The 19,151-nt window shown below is 73.3% G+C and carries 14 protein-coding genes; 12 read left to right on the forward strand and 2 right to left on the reverse strand.

Annotation, left to right across the window (positions count from 1 at the left end):
- Window positions 1-8 precede the first annotated feature (8 nt).
- From IE239_RS43300 to hypE, 7 genes are all read left to right on the forward strand, one after another.
- Window positions 9-113 carry a DUF6893 family small protein gene (locus tag IE239_RS43300; protein WP_373308131.1) on the forward strand — a complete coding sequence of 35 codons (105 nt, stop codon included), beginning with the start codon at window positions 9-11 and terminating at the stop codon, window positions 111-113.
- 153 nt (window positions 114-266) lie between these two features.
- Window positions 267-665, forward strand: a complete 399-nt coding sequence (locus tag IE239_RS23320) for a hydrogenase maturation nickel metallochaperone HypA/HybF (protein WP_190151321.1) — start codon at window positions 267-269, stop codon at window positions 663-665.
- A gap of 3 nt (window positions 666-668) precedes the next feature.
- The gene (gene hypB, locus IE239_RS23325) at window positions 669-1,424 is read left to right on the forward strand and encodes a hydrogenase nickel incorporation protein HypB (protein ID WP_190151322.1); all 756 of its coding nucleotides are present in this window, start codon (window positions 669-671) and stop codon (window positions 1,422-1,424) included.
- Entirely contained in the window at window positions 1,421-3,853 is a 2,433-nt protein-coding gene (gene hypF / locus IE239_RS23330) for a carbamoyltransferase HypF (RefSeq protein ID WP_190151323.1), read from the forward strand. Before hypB ends, hypF begins: the two co-directional genes overlap by 4 nt.
- Window positions 3,854-3,912: 59 nt before the next feature.
- On the forward strand, window positions 3,913-4,218 hold the full coding sequence (locus IE239_RS23335; protein WP_190151324.1) for a HypC/HybG/HupF family hydrogenase formation chaperone: 306 nt from the start codon (window positions 3,913-3,915) through the stop codon (window positions 4,216-4,218).
- Entirely contained in the window at window positions 4,215-5,342 is a 1,128-nt protein-coding gene (gene hypD / locus IE239_RS23340; RefSeq protein ID WP_190151325.1) for a hydrogenase formation protein HypD, read from the forward strand. Before IE239_RS23335 ends, hypD begins: the two co-directional genes overlap by 4 nt.
- Window positions 5,335-6,420 (forward strand): hydrogenase expression/formation protein HypE, encoded by a 1,086-nt coding sequence (hypE, locus tag IE239_RS23345; protein WP_308435408.1) that lies wholly within the window; start codon window positions 5,335-5,337, stop codon window positions 6,418-6,420. The genes hypD and hypE overlap by 8 nt, the downstream gene beginning before the upstream one ends.
- 9 nt (window positions 6,421-6,429) lie before the next feature.
- Here the strand turns inward: hypE and IE239_RS23350 are convergent, their stop codons facing one another.
- Complete coding sequence (locus tag IE239_RS23350) at window positions 6,430-6,816, reverse strand: hypothetical protein (protein WP_190151326.1); 387 nt, start codon at window positions 6,814-6,816, stop codon at window positions 6,430-6,432.
- Between the two features lie 326 nt (window positions 6,817-7,142).
- Between IE239_RS23350 and IE239_RS23355 the strand changes: the two genes are divergently transcribed.
- The 4 genes from IE239_RS23355 to IE239_RS23370 all read left to right on the forward strand — a co-directional run bounded on the left by IE239_RS23355 (window position 7,143) and on the right by IE239_RS23370 (window position 12,252).
- Entirely contained in the window at window positions 7,143-8,972 is a 1,830-nt protein-coding gene (locus IE239_RS23355) for a gamma-glutamyltransferase family protein (RefSeq protein WP_190151327.1), read from the forward strand.
- Between the two features lie 122 nt (window positions 8,973-9,094).
- Window positions 9,095-9,958 carry an inositol monophosphatase family protein gene (locus IE239_RS23360; protein ID WP_190151328.1) on the forward strand — a complete coding sequence of 288 codons (864 nt, stop codon included), beginning with the start codon at window positions 9,095-9,097 and terminating at the stop codon, window positions 9,956-9,958.
- Between the two features lie 334 nt (window positions 9,959-10,292).
- Window positions 10,293-11,708, forward strand: a complete 1,416-nt coding sequence (locus IE239_RS23365; RefSeq protein WP_190151402.1) for a phytoene desaturase family protein — start codon at window positions 10,293-10,295, stop codon at window positions 11,706-11,708.
- Between the two features lie 34 nt (window positions 11,709-11,742).
- Window positions 11,743-12,252 carry an O-acetyl-ADP-ribose deacetylase gene (locus tag IE239_RS23370; RefSeq protein WP_190151329.1) on the forward strand — a complete coding sequence of 170 codons (510 nt, stop codon included), beginning with the start codon at window positions 11,743-11,745 and terminating at the stop codon, window positions 12,250-12,252.
- Between the two features lie 96 nt (window positions 12,253-12,348).
- On the opposite strand, the gene IE239_RS23375 is transcribed toward IE239_RS23370, so the two are convergent.
- Window positions 12,349-14,304, reverse strand: coding sequence for a M1 family metallopeptidase (locus IE239_RS23375; RefSeq protein WP_229878260.1), 1,956 nt, complete (start codon window positions 14,302-14,304; stop codon window positions 12,349-12,351).
- A 484-nt stretch (window positions 14,305-14,788) separates the two neighbouring features.
- On the opposite strand from IE239_RS23375, the gene IE239_RS23380 reads away from it, so the two are divergent.
- Window positions 14,789-19,135 carry a bifunctional nitrate reductase/sulfite reductase flavoprotein subunit alpha gene (locus IE239_RS23380; protein WP_373308132.1) on the forward strand — a complete coding sequence of 1,449 codons (4,347 nt, stop codon included), beginning with the start codon at window positions 14,789-14,791 and terminating at the stop codon, window positions 19,133-19,135.
- Window positions 19,136-19,151: the final 16 nt, after the last annotated feature.

Raw genomic sequence — 19,151 nt, forward strand, 5'->3', positions numbered from 1 at the left:
GAGTCAGGATGAAGAAGTTCGTCTTCGGCGGAGCGGCCCTGGCGGCCCTGGTCGCGTTCGGCGCCGAGGTGTTTCCCGACCTGAGGCGCTATCTGCGGATGCGGCGGATGTGAACCGAGGGCGCCGCCGGTGTGCCCAGCCCTGTCGTGCTGTTGCGGCGAACGGCGTACCCGCCGGCCGGTGACGGCGCGCCGGACCGTGCGGCCCGGCGTCGCCCGCCTCTAATGAAGGCCGGTCCGAGGCAGGCCGCGGAAGGACGGTGACCCATGCACGAGATGTCCGTCGCGCTGGCCGTCGTCGACCAGGTGGCCGAGGCCGCCGGGCGGGCCGGTGACGTCACGGCGGTGCGGTCGGTACGGCTCCAGGTCGGCGAACTGGCCGGAGTCGTCCCCGACGCACTCGCCTTCTGCTTCGAACTGGTCTGCGCCGGAACGGTGCTGGAAGGCGCCGAACTGGTCACCGAAGCGGTGCCGGGGCGGGCCCGCTGCACGCCCTGCGCACACGAATGGGCCGTCGGCATGCCGCCCCGGCTGACCTGTCCCGTCTGCGACGGCACGGGTACCGAGCTGCTCGCGGGCAGGGAACTGCAGATCGTCGACGTGCACTGGGTGGACGGAGGCTCCCCGCCCGCACCCGCCCGCGAACCGATCCCCGAGGAGCGCTGAACCATGTGCCGTGTCGTCGACCTGCGCCGGGCCGTACTCGCGAAGAACGACGCGAGCGCCCACGACCTGCGCGCTCACCTCGCCGGCCGCGGCACCGCGGTCGTCAACCTGCTGTCCAGTCCGGGCAGCGGCAAGACCGCGCTGCTGGAGCGCGAACTGCTGCGGGCGCGCGAGCGGTCCGTTCCCGTCGCCGCTCTGAGCGCCGATCTCGCCACCGAGAACGACGCGGCCCGCCTGGCGCGTTCGGGCGTCCCGGTCAAGCAGGTCCTCACCGACGGACTGTGTCATCTGGAGGCGGGGATGCTCGCCGGGCACCTGGACGGCTGGCTGCCCGACGGCACCCGCCTGCTGTTCGTGGAGAACGTCGGCAATCTCGTCTGCCCGGCCTCCTACGACCTCGGGGAGACCCTGCGGGTCACCCTCGCCTCCGTCACGGAGGGCGAGGACAAGCCGCTCAAGTACCCCACCGCCTTCGGCCTGGCCCACCTCGTCGTGGTCACCAAGACCGACATCGCGCAGGCCGTCGAGTTCGACGAGGATGCGTTCCGCGCCAACGTGGAGCAGGTCAACCCGGGAGTCGAGGTGATCCTGACCTCGGCACGCCGGGGGCGGGGAGTCGGCGCGCTGCTCGACCGGGCGCTGGCGGCCGCGGACGGCGCACCCGTCCACGAGCCCGTCATGGCCCGTTCGCACCCCCACCACGGGCACACGCACGCGCAGCCGGAAGCCGCCGACGCGATGGCCCACACTCACCCGTGAGCGCCGCGCAGGCCGCGGCCGCCGTCACCGAGGACTCCCCGCGACGCCGACTGGTCACCGTCCGGGGAGTGGTGCAGGGCGTGGGCTTCCGGCCCTACCTGTACGGCCTCGCCACCGAACTCGCCCTGGCCGGGCACGTGACCAACACCCCGGAGGGAGTCGTCGCCGAGGTCGAGGGCGCCGCCTCGGCCGTGGCCCTGTTCTGCGACCGGATCGCCGCCCAGGCGCCCCCGCTGGCCCGCGTCGACTCCGTCCACCACCGGGAGCTGCCTCCGGCCGGCGGCAGCGGGTTCACCATCCTCACCTCCCGGGCCGACGGACCGGCCCGCACCCTCGTCTCCCCGGACACCGCCACCTGCGCCGACTGCCTCGCCGAGCTGGCCGACCCCGCGGACCGGCGGCACCGCCACCCCTTCGTCAACTGCACCCACTGCGGGCCGCGCTTCACCATCGTCACCGGCGTGCCGTACGACCGGGCCCACACCACCATGGCCGGCTTCGCGATGTGCCCCGACTGCGCCCGCGAGTACGCCGATCCGGCCGACCGCCGCTTCCACGCACAGCCGGTCGCCTGCCTCGCCTGCGGGCCGCGGCTGCGACTGCTCGCCGCCGGGCGGCCCGGCCCCCCGAGCGCCGTCGGGGGAGACCCGGTCACCGAGGCACGCGCCCTGCTGGCCCGGGGCGCGACCCTCGCCGTGAAGGGCCTGGGCGGCTACCACCTCGCCTGCGACGCCACGGACCAGGCGGCGGTCTCCCTCCTGCGACGCCGCAAGGCGCGCGGGGACAAGCCGTTCGCCGTCATGGCACGGACCGCGGACGACGTCCGCCACCTCGTGCGGATGGGCCCAGAGGAGCGGAGCCTGCTCGAAGACCGGGCCAGGCCGGTCGTCCTCATGAGGCGGGGTCCGCACCCGTCGTGCACGGCCGGGGCTCCGCGGCCCGCCGAGGCCGTCGCGCCCGGCAGTCCCGACCTCGGCGTACTGCTGCCGTACACCCCCCTGCACCATCTGCTGCTCGGCCTGCCCGGGGACCCGGACGGCCCCCGGCTGCTCGTCATGACCAGCGGCAACGTGTCCGGCGAACCGATCGTCACCGACGACACCGAGGCCCTGGAGCGGCTCGCGCACCTGGCCGACGCCTGGCTCACGCACGACCGCCCGATCCATGTCCCGTGCGACGACTCCGTGGTCCGCGTCTGCGACGGAGAGCCGCTGGTCGTCCGCCGTTCCCGCGGCTACGCCCCGCTGCCGCTCACGCTGCCGCTGCCGGTGCGGCCGGCCCTCGCCGTCGGCTCGGACCTGAAGAACGCCTTCTGCCTGGGGTCGGGCCGCCGAGCCTGGCTGTCGGCGCACATCGGCGACATGGACGACGTCGGCACGCAAGCTGCCTTCGAACGGGCCGTGGAACAGCTGGAGTTCATCACCGGGGTGCAGCCCGCGACCGTGGCGTCCGACCGGCATCCGGGCTACCGCTCCGCCCGATGGGCCGACCGGAACGCGGGGCGCCGTCCCGTCGTTCGCGTTCAGCACCACCACGCGCATGTCGCCTCCGCGATGGCCGAGCACGGACTGGACGGCGCCCGGCCGGTGATCGGCGTCGCCTTCGACGGGACGGGCCACGGCGACGACGGAGCCGTGTGGGGCGGGGAGTTCCTCCTCGCGGACTATGACGGCTTCACCCGCTTCGGGCACCTCGCGTACGTCCCGCTGCCCGGCGGCGACGCCGCGGTGCGCCGTCCCTACCGCATGGCGCTGTCCCACCTGAGGGCGGCCGGGATCCCCTGGTCCGCGGACCTCGCCTGCACGGCCGCCTGCCCGCCCGGTGAACTAAGCGTGTTGGAGAGGCAGTTGGAGCGCGACCTGCACTGCGTGCCCACCTCCAGCATGGGCCGGCTCTTCGACGCCGTGTCCTCGCTCGCCGGGGTGTGCCACCACGCCGGATACGAGGCGCAGGCCGCCGTCGAGCTGGAGGGCGCGGCCCTGCGCGCACCCGCCGGGGACTCCACCGCGTACGACTTCGCCCTGCACGCGGCGCGGGACGGCGCGGGCGGCGCCGTGCGGGCCGACCCCGCGCCCGTGCTCGCGGCGATCGTCGACGACCTGCGCGCGGGCGTCGGGCCGGCCGTGGTCGCGGCTCGCTTCCACCGCGGCGTGACCGGCCTGGTGCACCGGATCTGCACGCTGGCCCGGGAGCGGCACGGACCGGACACGGTCGCCCTGACGGGCGGCGTGTTCGCCAACACGCTGCTCTCCTCGGCCTGTGCCGCCGCCCTGCGCGAGGACGGCTTCACCGTCCTGCGCCACCGGCTGGTGCCGCCGAACGACGGCGGCCTGGCCCTGGGCCAGCTGATGGTGGCCGCCCGCGCGACCCCCGCCGGCCGAGCGACCCCCGCCGGCCGCGCGACCCCCGCCGGCCGAGCGGCCGACTGAGCAGCCCACCCACCGAGCGAACCGACGGACAACGCGCGACCGACAGCGAGGAGAGGCACATGTGCCTGGCGGTACCCGGCAGAGTGCTGGACATCGAGGACCGGGACGGTACCCGGATGGCCACGGTCGACTTCGGAGGCGTGGTCAAGGAGGTGTGCCTGGAGTACCTGCCCGACCTCGGGGTCGGCGAGTACGCCATCGTCCACGTCGGCTTCGCCCTGCAGCGGCTGGACGAGGAGTCGGCGCGCCAGACCCTCGAACTCTTCGCCGAACTCGGCATGCTGCAGGAGGAGTTCGGCGATCCCTGGGAGGCCGCGGCGGCCGTCGAGACCGGCGAGGACGCGGTGCGGGAGGTGCGGAAGTGAAGTACATCGACGAGTTCCAGGACCCGGAGCTGGCCCGCCGGCTCCTCGACGACATCCACGCCACGGTGACCAGGCCGTGGGCGCTGATGGAGGTGTGCGGAGGCCAGACGCACAGCATCATCCGCCACGGCATCGACCAGCTCCTGCCGGACGAGGTCGAACTGATCCACGGCCCCGGCTGCCCGGTGTGCGTGACCCCGCTGGAGGTCATCGACAAGGCGCTGGAGATCGCCTCCCGGCCGGGGGTGATCTTCTGTTCCTTCGGCGACATGCTGCGCGTGCCGGGCACCGGACGGGACCTGTTCCAGGTCCGCGGGGAAGGCGGCGACGTGCGCGTCGTCTACTCGCCGCTCGACGCGCTGCGCATCGCGCGCCAGAACCCCGACCGCGAGGTGGTGTTCTTCGGCATCGGCTTCGAGACGACGGCGCCCCCCAACGCCATGACGGTCCACCAGGCCCGCAAGCTGGGCATCCGCAACTTCAGCATGCTGGTGTCCCACGTCCGGGTGCCGCCCGCCATCGAGGCGATCATGTCGTCGCCGAGCTGCCGGGTGCAGGGCTTCCTCGCGGCCGGGCACGTGTGCAGCGTGATGGGCGTGGAGGAGTACCCGGACCTGGCGGAACGCTTCCGCGTCCCGATCGTCGTGACGGGCTTCGAGCCGCTGGACATCCTCGAAGGCGTACGCCGGGCCGTCCGCCAGCTGGAACGCGGTGAGCACACCGTCGACAACGCCTACGCCCGCGCCGTCCGTCCGGAGGGCAACCCGGCCGCCCGGGCCATGCTGGAGGACGTCTTCGAGGTCACCGACCGGTCCTGGCGCGGTATCGGCGTGATCCCCGACAGTGGCTGGCGGCTGTCGCCGAAGTACCGCGAGCACGACGCCGAGCACCGCTTCGCGGTCGGCGGGATCTGTACGGAGGAACCCGCCGCGTGCCGCAGCGGAGAGGTGCTGCAAGGGCTGCTCAAGCCGCACGAGTGCGAGGCCTTCGGCACCCTGTGCACCCCGCGCACCCCCCTGGGGGCCACCATGGTCTCCAGCGAGGGGGCCTGCGCCGCCTACTACCTCTACCGGCGACTGGACGTGCCCACCACCGCGGCCCGGGAGGCGAGCCCCGTTGTCTGACACCACTGATCTCCCCGTCCCCGTCCCCGCCCTGGACCTCGAGGCGTGGACGTGCCCGGCGCCGGTGCGCGACCGGCCCCGCGTCGTCATGGGCCACGGCGGCGGGGGAGTCCTCTCCGCCGAACTGGTCCGGCAGATCTTCGCCCCCGCCTACGGCGGGGAGGCACTGGCGCAGCTCGGCGACGCCGCCGTCCTCTCCCTCGGGGGCGCCCGGCTGGCGTTCTCCACCGACTCATACGTGGTGCGGCCGCTGTTCTTCCCCGGCGGCAGCATCGGCGACCTGGCCGTCAACGGCACCGTCAACGACCTCGCCATGAGCGGCGCCCGCGCCGCCTACCTCTCCTGCGGATTCATCCTGGAGGAGGGCGTCGAACTGGACGTGGTCAGGCGGGTGTCCGAGGCGCTCGGAGCGGCCGCGCGCACCGCCGGTGTGGAGGTGGCCACCGGCGACACCAAGGTGGTCGAGGCCGGTCACGGCGACGGGATCTACGTCAACACCGCGGGCATCGGCGTCGTCCCCGCGGGCGTCGACCTGCGGCCGCAGCGCGTCGTCCCGGGCGACGTCGTGATCGTCAGCGGTCCCGTCGGCGTCCACGGGGTGGCGGTCATGAGCGTGCGCGAGGGCCTGGAGTTCGGGGTGGAGATCCAGAGCGACTGCGCGGCGCTCGGCGGCCTGGTCGACGCCATGCTCGGCGTCACCCCGGATCTGCACGTGCTGCGCGATCCCACCCGGGGCGGCCTGGCGGCGGCGCTCAACGAGATCGCGGAGGCCTCCGGCACGGGGGTGGTCATCAGGGAGCGCGACGTTCCGGTGCCACCGGCCGTGGCCAACGCCTGCGCCATTCTCGGGCTGGACCCCATGTACATCGCCAACGAGGGCAAGCTGGTGGCCTTCGTCCCGCGCGAGCACGCCGACGCCGTCCTCGAGGCGATGCGGGCGCATCCGCTGGGGGCGGAGTCCGCGATCATCGGCGAGGCGGTCGAGGCGCACCCCGGCATGGTCGTGGCCTCCACCGGCCTGGGCGGAACACGGGTGGTCGATCTGCCGATCGGGGAGCAGCTGCCGCGGATCTGCTGAGACGGGCCGTCAGCCCCGCCGGGGCCCGGCGGGCGGGTCCTGCGGGTCCACGCCGGTGGTGGCGGAGGCGTCCCTGGCGCCGCTGGGGCGCTGGGCGCGGCCCTTGCGTCCGGTGTCCCGCCGGCCCTTCTCGTCCGCGTCGCCGTACTCCTCCCCGCGTGCACCGTGACTTCTGACGGTGTCACCCGGAACGGACCTCGTCTCCTCGGCGGACCTGGTCCGGCCCCGGCCCCGTCCCTCGGCGTGCTCCGCCGCGCGGAAGGAGCGCTCGGCGCTCGGGTTGTCCTGCTGACGCGTCTCGTCCACATCGGGTGACCAGCCGTGCTGTCCGGCGCCCTCGTGACGGCTCGGGCCCTTGCCGTGCGGGGGTTCGGACGAACGTGGTTTCTTCGACATGGTCCTACCTGCCTGTTCATGGTCAGTGGGGGAGCCGGGAGGACGGGACGCCGGGAGAACGCCGCGGACGGGGTCGGGGACGGTTGCCCCTCACCGGGCTGTCTCGATTATCCCTTCACCTGCCTTTTCGTGCATATTGCGCCGTCGTCGGGTGGCGTGGCCGTCGCCGGACCCGGGAGCCTGGCCCGCGGGCATGACAGGTAGGCATGACAGGTCGGCGACGGCCTCCGTCCGCGTGCGGGAGGGGAAGGGGGCCGGGATGCCGGAGACGGGCCGGGCATACTGTGACGGGTTTCCGGCGGCGCGTCACGGGGAGGCGGTCAGAGATGCGGTTCACCACCCGGCCCACGCTTCAGGGGTCCTTCGGCATGGTGTCCGCCACCCACTGGCTCGCCGCGCAGTCGGCGATGGCCGTCCTGGAGAGCGACGGCAACGCCTTCGACGCGGCCGTGGCCGGCGCCTTCGTCCTGCACGTCGTCGAACCGCACCTCAACGGGCCCGCCGGAGAGGCGCCCGTCCTCCTCGCCCCGGCCGGCGGCGAGGTGCGGGTGCTCTGCGGGCAGGGCGTGGCGCCCGCGGGCGCCACGGTCGCGCACTACCGGGGGCTGGGCCTCGACCTCGTGCCCGGGACGGGGCCGCTCGCCGCCGCGGTGCCCGGCGCCTTCGACGCCTGGATGCTCCTGCTGCGCGACCACGGCACCAAGTCCCTCGACGACGTGCTGAAGTACGCCATCGGCTACGCCGAGCACGGACACCCACCCGTGGACAACGTCGGCGCCACCGTCGAGACCGTACGGGAACTCTTCGCGACGGAGTGGACCTCGTCCGCGGAGGTGTACCTGCCGGACGGGAGGCCGCCGCGGCCCGGACAGCCGCTGCGCAACCCCGCCCTCGCCGCCACCTGGAAGAGGCTGCTCGCCGAGACCGCCGGTGCGGGCGGCCGGGAGGCGCGCATCGACGCCGCCCGGGAGGTGTGGCGGACCGGATTCGTCGCCGAGGCGCTCGTCCGGCAGGCCGCCCGGCCCACTCTCGACACCAGCGGCGAACGCCACACCGGAGTCCTCACGGCCGCCGACCTCGCCGCCTGGTCCGCGACGTACGAGACGCCGGCGACCTACGACTGGAACGGCTGGACGGTCTGCAAGGCGGGCCCCTGGAGCCAGGGACCGGTCCTCCTTCAGCAACTCGCTCTGCTCCCAGCCGAGTTGCCCGCCTACGGCTCCGCCGACTACGTCCATCTCCTGATCGAGGGCTGCAAGCTCGCCATGGCCGACCGCGAGGCCTGGTACGGCGACGCGGCCGAAGTCCCGCTGGCCGAGCTGCTCGACGCCGGTTACAACGCGCGGCGACGGCGGCTGATCGGCGAGGAGGCGTCGTACGAACTGCGGCCCGGCAGCCCCGGCGGGCGCGCCCCGCGACTGAGCGGGCACGCGTGCGTGGTGGCCGACGACGACCCCGGCTTCAGCCCCATGGGCGTCGGCGAGCCGACGGTCGCCAAGGGCCCGACGTCCCCCGTGCCGGGCGAGCCGGACGTCACCGCGTGGGGAGGCACCCGCGGGGACACCTGTCACCTGGACGTCGTCGACCGCTGGGGCAACATGGTCGCCGCCACGCCCAGCGGCGGCTGGCTGCAGTCCAACCCGGTCGTGCCCGAGCTGGGCTTCCCGCTCGGCACCCGGCTGCAGATGACCTGGCTGGAGGAGGGACTGCCGAACTCGCTGACGCCCGGCCGCCGCCCGCGCACCACGCTCACGCCCTCGATCGCCCTGCGCGGCGGTGAGCCGGTGCTGGCCTTCGGCACCCCCGGCGGCGACCAGCAGGACCAGTGGCAGCTGCACTTCCTGCTCGCCGTCGCGCTCCGCGGGACCGTCCGCGGCGGTCTCGACCTCCAGGGCGCGATCGACGCCCCGAACTGGCACAACGACGGCTTCCCCGGCTCCTTCTACCCGCGCGGGATGCGTCCGGGCAGCGTCACGGTGGAGTCCCGCATGCCGGCGGAGGTGGTCCGGGAGCTGCGACGACGCGGCCATGACGTCACCCTCGGCGACCCGTGGTCCGAGGGCCGGCTGTGCGCGGTCGCCCGCAACCCGGCGACCGGCATCCTGTCGGCGGCGGCGAACCCGCGGGGGATGCAGGGGTACGCGGTCGGCCGCTGACCCGGGCGGGACCGGCCGCTGACCCGCGCGCCGGACCGGCCGGGTCCTGTTCTTCATCCCGATTCCACCCGGGATGCACCGAGCGGGAGGGGATTGTCAGTGGGGCGTGCTCTCATGGGGGCATGATCGAAGACATGGAAACCATCGACGAGTTTCTCGCCCGCCGCTCGGCCGACGTGGAGGAGGCGGTCCGCAAGGCCGCCGCAACCGAGATCATGCCCCGCTTCCGGCAGCTCGCGGCACACGAGATCGACCAGAAGGCAGGCCCGCACGACCTCGTGACGGACGCCGACCGCAACGCCGAGCTGTTCCTCACCGAAGCCCTCGGCGCCCTGCTGCCCGGCTCGGTCGTCGTCGGCGAGGAAGCCGTTCACGCCGACCCCGCCACATACGAGGCGATACAGGGTGACACGCCGGTCTGGATCGTCGACCCGGTCGACGGAACACGTCAGTTCGTGCACGGGGACGACGGCTTCTGCACCCTGGTCGCACTCGTCCGGCACGGAGTCCTGCTCGCCTCCTGGACCTACGCCCCGGCCCGCGACCAGCTGGCCACGGCGGTACGCGGCGGCGGCGCCTTCCTCGACGGCGAGCGGCTGTCCGCCGGCCCGCCCGAGCCCGGCCGCGCCCTGACGGTGGCCACCTCGCACCCCTATTACACGACCGACGACCAGAAGCGCGCCCTGCTCACGCTGCGGACGGACGGCGTCGCCCCGCGCCCCTGCGGGTCGGCCGGGCTGGAGTACCTCGCCATCGCCAGGGGCGAGTTGGACGCCACCGCGTTCTCCTGGGAGGCGGCCTGGGACCACGCGGCCGGGCTGCTGCTGGTGGAGGAGGCGGGCGGCGCCCATCTCACCCTCAGCGGCGAGCCGTTCCGCGTCACCGGCGGCAACTCCCTGCCGTTCACCGCGGCCCGGGACGCGGCGACGGCCCGACGTGTGGCGCACCTGCTCTCGGGCGGCGAGACGCTCCGCGAGGCCTCCTGAGCAGGGTCACCGACAGTGCGGGGAGCATCGGCCGCGCGTCGGGCCACCGACGGTGCTCGGGGACCACTCGCCGTGCACGGAAGCCGCTCCGGACGGGACCGGCTCCGGACGGGACCGGCCCTGAGCAGGGCCGGGGCCGGCTTCGAGCGCAGGCCTTGGGGGGCAGGGCGCTCCCGGGAGTCGGGCGACGCCCGCGCCTGCGTCCCGGCCGGCTCGGCCCCTCGGCCGGTTGGTCCCCCGCGCCGCAGGTGTCGTCGTACCCCCGGCATATCCTGATCGCGGGGGTCACCGGTCTACGGGGCCGCCGGCTGACGAAGGGGTCGAAGTGCCGTCGATGCTCGATGCGGTCGTGGTGGGAGCGGGGCCCAACGGGCTGACCGCAGCGGTGGAGCTGGCCAGGCGCGGCTTCTCCGTGGCGCTGTTCGAGGCGCGGGACACCGTGGGCGGAGGAGCCCGCACCGAGGAACTCACGCTGCCCGGCTTCCGGCACGACCCGTGCTCCGCCGCACACCCCCTGGCCGTCAACTCGCCCGCCTTCCGCGCCCTGCCCCTGGAACGCTACGGCCTGGAATGGCTGCACGCCGAGCTGCCCATGGCGCACCCCTTCCTCGACGGCAGCGCCGCGGTGCTGTCCCGGTCGGTCGCCGAGACGGCCGCCTCATTCGGCCCACGCGACGCGGGCGCGTACCGCCGCCTGGTCGAACCGTTCCTGCCCAAGTGGGACACCCTGGCCCGCGACTTCATGTCGCTGCCGCTGACCGCGCTCCCGCGCGACCCGGTCACTCTGGCCCGCTTCGGCCTGGTCGGCCTGCCCCCGTCCAGCCGGCTCGTCCGGCGCTTTCGCGACGAACCTGCCAGGACCCTCTTCGCCGGGCTCGTCGCCCATGTCATGGCCCCGCTGACCGGCTTCGCCACCAGCGCCGTCGGCCTCGTCTTCGCCCTCGCCGCGCACGCCCGCGGCTGGCCGGTGGCCCGCGGCGGATCCCAGTCCCTCTCCGACGCGCTGGCGGCCTACCTCGAGGACCTCGGCGGCAGCGTCCACACCGACTACGAGGTCAAGCGCCTGGACGACCTGCCCCCGGCGCGCGCCTACGTCTTCGACACCTCGCCCACCGCCCTCGCCCGCATCGCCGGCTTCGGCAACCACTACGAGGGATACAAGTACGGCCCCGGCGTCTTCAAGATCGACTATGCGCTCGACGGCCCGGTCCCGTGGACGGCGCGGGAGGCCCGGAGCGCCGGCACCGTGCAGATCGGCGCGGACAGCGCGGAGATCGGCGCCGCCCTGCGGGCCGCCTCGCGCGAGGGCCGGGCGCCCGACCGGCCCTTCATGATCACGGTGCAGCCCAGCGTGGTCGACCCCACCCGCGCGCCCGCCGGCAAACACGTCTTCTGGGCGTACGGTCATGTGCCCAACGGCTGGACCGGCGACCTCACCGACGCCATGGAACGCCAACTGGAGCGCTTCGCACCGGGGTTCCGCGACCGTGTCCTCGCCCGAGCCACGGCCGGCCCCGCCGAGCTCTTCGCCCGCAACGCCAACTACGTCGGCGGGGACATCGCCTCCGGAGCGGTCTCCGGGCTCCAGACCCTGTTGCGCCCCAAGCCGACCGCGTTTCCGTACGCCACGCCGCATCCGGCCGTCTTCCTCTGCTCCTCGGCCACGCCGCCCGGGCCGGGCGTGCACGGCATGTCGGGCCACAACGCGGCGAAAGCCGTGTGGCGCAGGCTGCGACGGCAAGAAAAGTGAGCGGGCGGCGGTTCCTGCGGGTATACACGCGGTCATGACCACGATCACCCTCGTCCAGGGCGACATCACCCGCCAGTCCGTGGACGCCATCGTCAACGCGGCCAACTCCTCCCTGCTCGGCGGCGGTGGCGTCGACGGCGCCATCCACCGCCGGGGCGGCCCCGAGATCCTCGCCGCCTGCCGCCGCCTGCGCGCCTCCTCCTACGGCAAGGGGCTCGCCACCGGCCGGGCGGTCGCCACGACCGCGGGCGCGCTGGACGCGCGCTGGGTGATCCACACCGTGGGCCCCGTGTACAGCGCCTCCGAGGACCGGTCGGCACTCCTGGCCTCGTGCTATCGGGAGTCGCTGCGGGTCGCGGACGAGAACGGCGCCCGTACCGTCGCCTTCCCGGCGGTCTCCGCGGGCGTCTACGGCTGGCCGATGGACGACGCGGCCCGGATCGCCGTGGAGACGGTCCGGGCCGTGCGGACGAACGTCGAGGAGATCAGGTTCGTCCTCTTCGACGAGCGGGCCTACGGCGCGTTCGCCCGGCAGGTCGGCTGACGTCCTCGCCCCGTCGGCCTGTCTGTCCGTCAGCCTGCCTGTCTGCCCGGGCGGGCGAGTGGGGCGAGCGAGGCGAGTGCGGCGGACGGGGCTGGATCAGCCCTCGATGCGGTGGGTGGTCCAGAACGACGTCAGGTCCGTGGTCGTGGCGGCCTGGGCGGCGGCCTTGAACTCGGCCGTGGTCGAGACGCCGTACCAGTGCGAAGTGGCGTAGTCCTTCAGCAGCTCGGCCATCGCCGTGTCGCCGATGAGCCGCCGCAGGTCGTGCAGGGCGCACTTCCCGTATCCGTAGACCACGGTCGAGTACCTGGAGGAGTGGGCGTCCCAGTAGGCCATCGAGTTGGTGATCTTCTCCGCCGAGGAGGCCCACGAGACGCTGCTCCAGCAGCCGCTGCCCGTCTTGCCCTGCGCCAGATCGGTGGCGTAGTCCGTGAAGGACTCGTCCAGCCAGGGGCTGTTGTACTCGTCGTCGCCGACGATCCCGTACCACCACTGGTGACCGATCTCGTGGGTCAGCGCCGTGGTGCTGACCAGGTCGAGGACGAAGCCGGGGTACTCCATGCCGCCGAACCAGAAGCTGTTGTCGATGACGGCGTCCAACTCGCCGTAGGGATAGGCGCCGAAGCGGGCGGCGTGGGCGTCCACGGCGGTCTTGGCGGTGGTGAGCATCGACTGGGCGCTCGCCGAGCTGATGCCGGAGACGGAGTAGACGTTGACCGGCGTCCCGGCGGCGGAGGAGCCGGAGATCTTGCTGAACGGGCCCGCCGCCCACGCGAAGTCGCGCACCTTGGAGGCGGTCGCCGTGGTCACGGTGCGTCCGCCGGAGCCGGCGACGTCGACCGAGGTCCCGGTGGCCGGCACCAGCAGGCTCGTCGGGTGGTCGAGGGTCACCCTGAAGTCGGCGGCGAGGGAGTAGAACGACTCGCCGTTGTTCGTGTAGGGGTCCAGGTGCCAGCCCGCCCCGTCCTTCACCGCCAGCACGGGCAGCGCGTTGCCGATGAAGCTGAACGCCCCGTCGTGGCCGAACCGGTCGGCGCCGCTGGGCACGGTGATGCCCAGGTCGAAGCCGATCGTGGCGCTCTGGCCCTGGGCGAGGGGCGCGGCGAGGGTGATCTGCAGCGCCGTGCACCCGGCCGAGAGGGCGCCGGCGGCGCCGCCGGTGACGTTGCCGACCGTGATCGGCATCGCGGAGCAGGTGCCGTGGTAGTTGTCCCACAGCCGCAGGTACACCTCGCCGAGCGGGGTGGAGGAGGCGTTGGTGAAGGTCGCGCTCTCGTGACCGGTCCAGACCGTGCCGTCCGTGTTGCCGGTGAGGCCGACGGTGTACGACGGGGCGGCCGGGGTGCGGGTGGAATCGGCGGGCGGCACGGTGTCGCCGGAGGTGTCGAGCGCGATGTCGTCGAGGACGAAGCTCGACTGGAGGCTGGAGTCCTCGGTGCCGGTGAAGGCGAGGGCGACGGTCTGGCCCGCGAAGGCCGACACGTCGAACGACTTGCGCACGTAGCCGGTGTTCTTGTCGAGGTTCGAGTAGGTGGCCAGCGTCGTCGTGCCGATCTTGGCCGTCAGCCTGTCGTACGCGGTGGACGACGTCGTCTCGGCGGTGTCGACGTGCAGCCAGAAGGTGAGGGTGGCGGCCGCGCATCCGGACGGGATCGTGACGCTCTGGGAGAGCGTGTCGGTGTGCGTGCCGCCGACGCCGTCCAGCCAGGCGAAGGCGGTCCCGCCATGGGCGGTCTGGCCGGTGCGGCTGGTGATCACGCTGGTCGAGGACTGCGTCCACGGCGAGACGCCGCTCTCGAAACCTCCGTCGGCGACGACCTGGGCGGGCGTGCATCCGGCGGCGGCGGAGGCCGCGGAGGCGGCCGGGGCGGCCGGGGCCGCCTTCCGGGACACGGAGCCGTCGGCGGCGGCCTTCCCGGGTGCGGCGCCATGCGCGGGGGCGGCCTTGCCCGGGACGACGGCAGCCGCGGGGGTGGCGGGGAGCGAGACGGCGGCCATCGCGACGAGGGTGAGTGCGCTCGCTGCGAGGGCCTTGCGGGGCGTGGGTCTCACACAGGGCTCCTTTGCGGAGGCCGGGTTGCCGGCCTGCTCGGTTGCTGTCCCTCACGGTGTGGGTGTGCCGGAGGGCGGTGCGGTGTGCGACGGCTGCCGGAAGCGTGACAGATTTGATGCGGCCATGCCATCAGGAGTCGGTAAAGGGACTCTGCGCTCACATCAGGCCGCCACCCGCTGTGCGCCGGGCTTAACCCCCGGCCGCCGGTACGGGAGACACCTGTGTAATGCACGGTTCGTACGGTCGCAGAGGCTTGCAGAGGCTCTCACCAGGCTGATCGTCAGCCGGAGATCAGACCCTGATCGGGCACGGGCCGGACGGAGGCCGGGCACAGGCCGGGCACAGGCCGGACAGAGGTCAGACGGAAGTCAGCGAGAAACCAGACAGAAAGGGGTGCCCGTGGCCGCGCCGGACCCGCGGACCGACTGCGCGACCGAGACGAAGGTGCGCACGGTCTGCTCGTACTGCGGTGTCGGCTGCGGCATGGTCCTCGACATCGGCTTCGGGCCCGACGGCCGCCGTACGGTGCTGAAGGCGTCCGGCGACAAGCGGCATCCCGCGAACTCCGGCCGGCTGTGCACGAAGGGGGCGACCACCGCCGACATGCTCGCCGCGCCCGGCCGCCTGAGTACCGCGCTCGTCCGCTCGGACCGCGGCGCGGAGCCGGAGCCCGCCCCTGTGCAGGCGGCGATCGCCGAGACGGCACGGCGGCTGCGGAAGATCGTCGACGAGCACGGCCCCGACGCGGTCGCCCTGTATGTGTCCGGCCAGATGACCTTGGAAGCGCAGTATCTGGCGAACAAGCTCGCAAAGGGTTACCTCCGCACGAACCAGATCGAGTCGAACTCCCGGCTGTGCATGGCAAGCGCGGGAACCGGTTACAAGCTGTCTCTGGGCGCCGACGGCCCGCCCGGCTCCTATGAGGACCTCGACCTGGCGGACGTCTTCCTCGTCATCGGCTCCAACATGGCCGACTGCCACCCCATCCTCTTCCTGCGGATGATGGACCGGGTGAAAGCGGGTGCGAAACTGATCGTCGTCGACCCCCGCCGCACCGCCACCGCCGCCAAGGCGGACCTGTTCCTCCAGGTCAGGCCGGGCACCGATCTCGCTCTGCTCAACGGCCTGCTGCACCTCCTGCACGAGAACGGCCACACCGACCCCGACTTCGTCGCCGCGCACACCGAGGGGTGGGAGGGGATGCCGGAGTTCCTCGCGGACTACCCGCCCGCCGTCGTCGCGGAGCTCACCGGCATCCCGGAGGCCGACCTGCGCGAGGCCGCCCGGCTGATCGGCGAGGCGGGGGAGTGGACCAGCTGCTGGACCATGGGCCTCAACCAGTCCACGCACGGCACCTGGAACACCAACGCGCTCGTCAACCTCCACCTCGCCACGGGCGCGATCTGCCGCCCGGGCAGCGGCCCCTTCTCCCTCACCGGCCAGCCCAACGCCATGGGCGGCCGGGAAATGGGTTACATGGGACCGGGGCTGCCCGGACAGCGCACCGTCCTGGTGGACGCCGACCGCGCCTTCGTCGAGCGTATGTGGGGGATCGAACCGGGCACGATCCGGGCGGACGGCGTCGGCAAGGGCACCGTGGAGATGTTCCGCAGACTGGCCGACGGCGACATCAAGGCCTGCTGGATCATCTGCACCAACCCGGTCGCCTCCGTCGCCAACCGCAGGACGGTCATCGAAGGGCTGGAAGCCGCCGAGTTCGTCGTCACCCAGGACGTCTTCGCCGACACCGAGACCAACGCCTACGCCGACGTCGTCCTGCCCGGCGCCCTGTGGACCGAGACCGAGGGCGTCCTCGTCAACAGCGAGCGCAACCTCACCCTCGCCCGGCCCGCCGCCGACGCGCCGGGAGAGGCCATGGCCGACTGGCAGCTCATCGCGGCCGTCGCCTGCGCCATGGGTTACGAAAGCGGCTTCTCCTACGACAGCGCGGAGCAGATCTTCGAGGAGATCAAGCAGGCTCACAACCCGGGAACCGGTTACGACCTGCGCGGCGTGACGTACGACCGGCTGCGCGCCGCCCCCGTACAGTGGCCGGCTGCCACCGTCGACGGCCCCGACCGCAACCCGGTCCGGTACGTGAACGACGACGGCTCGCTCACCTTCCCCACGCCCTCCGGCCGCGCGGTCTTCCACCCGCGACCGCATGTCCCCCCGGCCGAGATGCCCGACGACGACTACCCGTTCGTCCTGAACACCGGCCGTCTGCAGCACCAGTGGCACACCCTCACCAAGACCGCCCGGGTGGCCAAGCTGAACAAGCTCGACCGCGGCCCGTTCGTCGAGGTGCACCCCGAGGACGCGGCCGCGCTCGGGCTCGCCGACGGCGACTCCGTCGAGGTCGCCTCGCGGCGCGGGCGGGCCGTGCTGCCCGCAGTCGTCACCGACCGGGTGCTGCCCGGGTCCTGTTTCGCGCCGTTCCACTGGAACGACCTGTTCGGCGAGTATCTCAGCGTGAACGCGGTCACCAGCGACGCCGTCGACCCGCTGTCCTTCCAGCCCGAACTCAAGGTGTGCGCGGTGTCCCTGACGAAGGTGTCGACACCGGTTTCCGTGCAGTTTCCGACGACCGCGCTTCCGGGAGCCGCGTTTCCGGGAGCCGAGGCGCCGAACGCCGGGACGTCGGCCGCCCCCGTCGGAGCGCGGGGCGTCGCTCCCGCTCCGGCCACGCCCTCGCCCATGCCCACGTCCACCTCCACCGCCATGGCCCACGCCCCTGCCCCAGGCGTGGAGGCCGTTCCCGGCGGCGCCTCGGTCCGGTTCGCCGACGGCGCGCTCGTCCCCACGGCGGTCCAGCCCTCGGCGGCTGCCGTCTTCGGCCTGGAACCCGCCCCGCCGCCGGTCCTGACCGAGCGGGAACGGCGGTACCTGGTGGGCTTCCTCGCGGGCATCCCGGCAGGCGCGCCGGGGGTGCCCGTCCTGCCGCCGGAGGCGCCGTTCAGCCCCGAGCACGCCGACTGGGTCAACGGCACCCTGGCCGGCATGTACTCGCGCACCGCCGCGCCCCCGCCGCCCGCCCCGGCGCGGCAGGTCGTGATCCTGTGGGCCTCGCAGACCGGCACCGCGGAGGACTTCGCCGCCGCCACCGCCGCACGGATCACCGAGGGCGGACACCCGGCCTCCCTGATCGCCATGGACCAGGCAGACCCCGCCGCCCTGCCCTCCGACGCCGACCTGCTGCTGATCACCAGCACCTTCGGCGACGGCGACGCACCCGACAACGGCGCGGGCTTCTGGGACGGTCTCGACGCACTGGGGACCGGCCGGCTGGAGGGCCGCCGCTACGCCGTCCTCGCCTTCGGGGACTCCTCGTACGACGACTTCTGCGGGCACGGCCGACGGCTGGACCGCCGTATGGACGAGCTCGGCGCGCTCAGACTGGCCCCGCGCACCGACTGCGAACCGGACTACGAGACGGAGGCGGAAGCCTGGCTGGACCAGGTGCTCACCGCGCTGAAGGAGGCCACGGAGCTACAGGCCACGGTCCCCGTCGAGCCTTCCGTCCCGCACGCGGCTTCCACGATGAAAGCGGTTCTCGACCCTGTTACCGCAACCCCGACCACGTCAACGGCGAGCCCCGCAACCCCGACCACGTCACCGTCGACCCCGGCAACCCCGACCAGCGACGTCCCGATCAGCGATGTCCTGCCCGTCACCGTCCCGCCGGCCGCGGCTCCGCCCCGCCCCAGGCGGCCGGTCCCCGTCGTCGCCCGGCTCACCGGCAACCGCCTGCTGAGCCGTCCGGGCTCCGGCAAAGAGGTCCGGCGCTTCACCTTCGACACCCGCGACAGTGAGACCCCGCTGGTCTACGAGGCCGGAGACGCCCTCGGCGTGCGGCCGCTCAACTCGGCCGGCCTGGTCGCGGAGTGGCTGACCGTCACCGGACTCGACGCGCGCACCCGGGTGCGGCTGAACGGCGTCGGCGAGGCGCCGTTCGGCGAGGCCCTGCTGCGCCATCTCGACATCACCCGGATCACCCCGGCCCTGCTCCGCTTCGCCGCCGACCGCACCCGCGACCCGCGCGCACTGCGCAAGCTGCTGCGGCCCGACAACAAGGGCGAGCTGGCGAAGTGGTCGTGGGGCCGTCAAGCCGTCGACGTGGCGGCCGAGTTCGGCATCCGGGCCGACGCCCAGGAGTGGGCCGAGCTGCTGGGACGGCTGCAACCGCGGCTGTACTCCATATCGTCCAGTCCGCTCACCGACCCCCACCTCGTCTCGCTCACGGTTTCCGTCGTGCGGTACGAGAACCTGGCCGGCCGGCCCCGGCAGGGCGTCTGCTCGCCCTTCCTCGCCGACGCCCGACCCCGCGCCGAGGTCCCCGTCCATGTGCAGCGCTCCCCGCACTTCCGCCCGCCCGCCGGTCCGACGACCCCGATGGTGATGATCGGGCCGGGCACCGGCGTCGCGCCGTTCGTCGGGTTCCTGGAGGAGCGCCGGGCACGCGGGCACCGGGGGCCCAACTGGCTGTTCTTCGGCGAGCAGCGCCGGGCGACGGACTTCTACTACGAGGAGGAGCTGACCGCCCTGCTCGCCGACGGCTCCCTCGCCCGTCTCGACACCGCTTTCTCCCGCGATCAGCGGGCCAAGGTCTACGTCCAGGACCGGATCCGCGAGCACGGCTCCCACCTGTGGTCGTGGCTCCAGGACGGTGCCCATTTCTACGTCTGCGGCGACGCCTCCCGCATGGCGAAGGACGTGGACCGGGCCCTGCGCGACGTGGTCGTCGTCCACGGCGGCCTGAGCGAGGCGGAGGCGGCCGCCTACGTGAAGCAACTCGCCTCCGACAAGCGGTATGTGCGTGACGTGTACTGACGGGAGTCACCAAAAG

Origin of the sequence: Streptomyces humidus, from assembly GCF_014649655.1 — a bacterium.
Lineage (GTDB): Bacteria > Actinomycetota > Actinomycetes > Streptomycetales > Streptomycetaceae > Streptomyces > Streptomyces humidus.

Bases quoted from the DNA above. Each gene is read 5' to 3' on its own strand.
- IE239_RS43300 (WP_373308131.1), top strand. From the start codon at position 9: ATGAAGAAGTTCGTCTTCGGCGGAGCGGCCCTGGCGGCCCTGGTCGCG.
- hypB (WP_190151322.1), top strand. From the start codon at position 669: ATGTGCCGTGTCGTCGACCTGCGCCGGGCCGTACTCGCGAAGAACGAC.
- IE239_RS23360 (WP_190151328.1), top strand. From the start codon at position 9,095: ATGATCGAAGACATGGAAACCATCGACGAGTTTCTCGCCCGCCGCTCG.
- IE239_RS23355 (WP_190151327.1), top strand. From the start codon at position 7,143: ATGCGGTTCACCACCCGGCCCACGCTTCAGGGGTCCTTCGGCATGGTG.
- IE239_RS23320 (WP_190151321.1), top strand. From the start codon at position 267: ATGCACGAGATGTCCGTCGCGCTGGCCGTCGTCGACCAGGTGGCCGAG.
- IE239_RS23335 (WP_190151324.1), top strand. From the start codon at position 3,913: ATGTGCCTGGCGGTACCCGGCAGAGTGCTGGACATCGAGGACCGGGAC.
- IE239_RS23365 (WP_190151402.1), top strand. From the start codon at position 10,293: ATGCTCGATGCGGTCGTGGTGGGAGCGGGGCCCAACGGGCTGACCGCA.
- IE239_RS23380 (WP_373308132.1), top strand. From the start codon at position 14,789: ATGGTCCTCGACATCGGCTTCGGGCCCGACGGCCGCCGTACGGTGCTG.
- IE239_RS23350 (WP_190151326.1), bottom strand. From the start codon at position 6,816: ATGTCGAAGAAACCACGTTCGTCCGAACCCCCGCACGGCAAGGGCCCG.
- IE239_RS23370 (WP_190151329.1), top strand. From the start codon at position 11,743: ATGACCACGATCACCCTCGTCCAGGGCGACATCACCCGCCAGTCCGTG.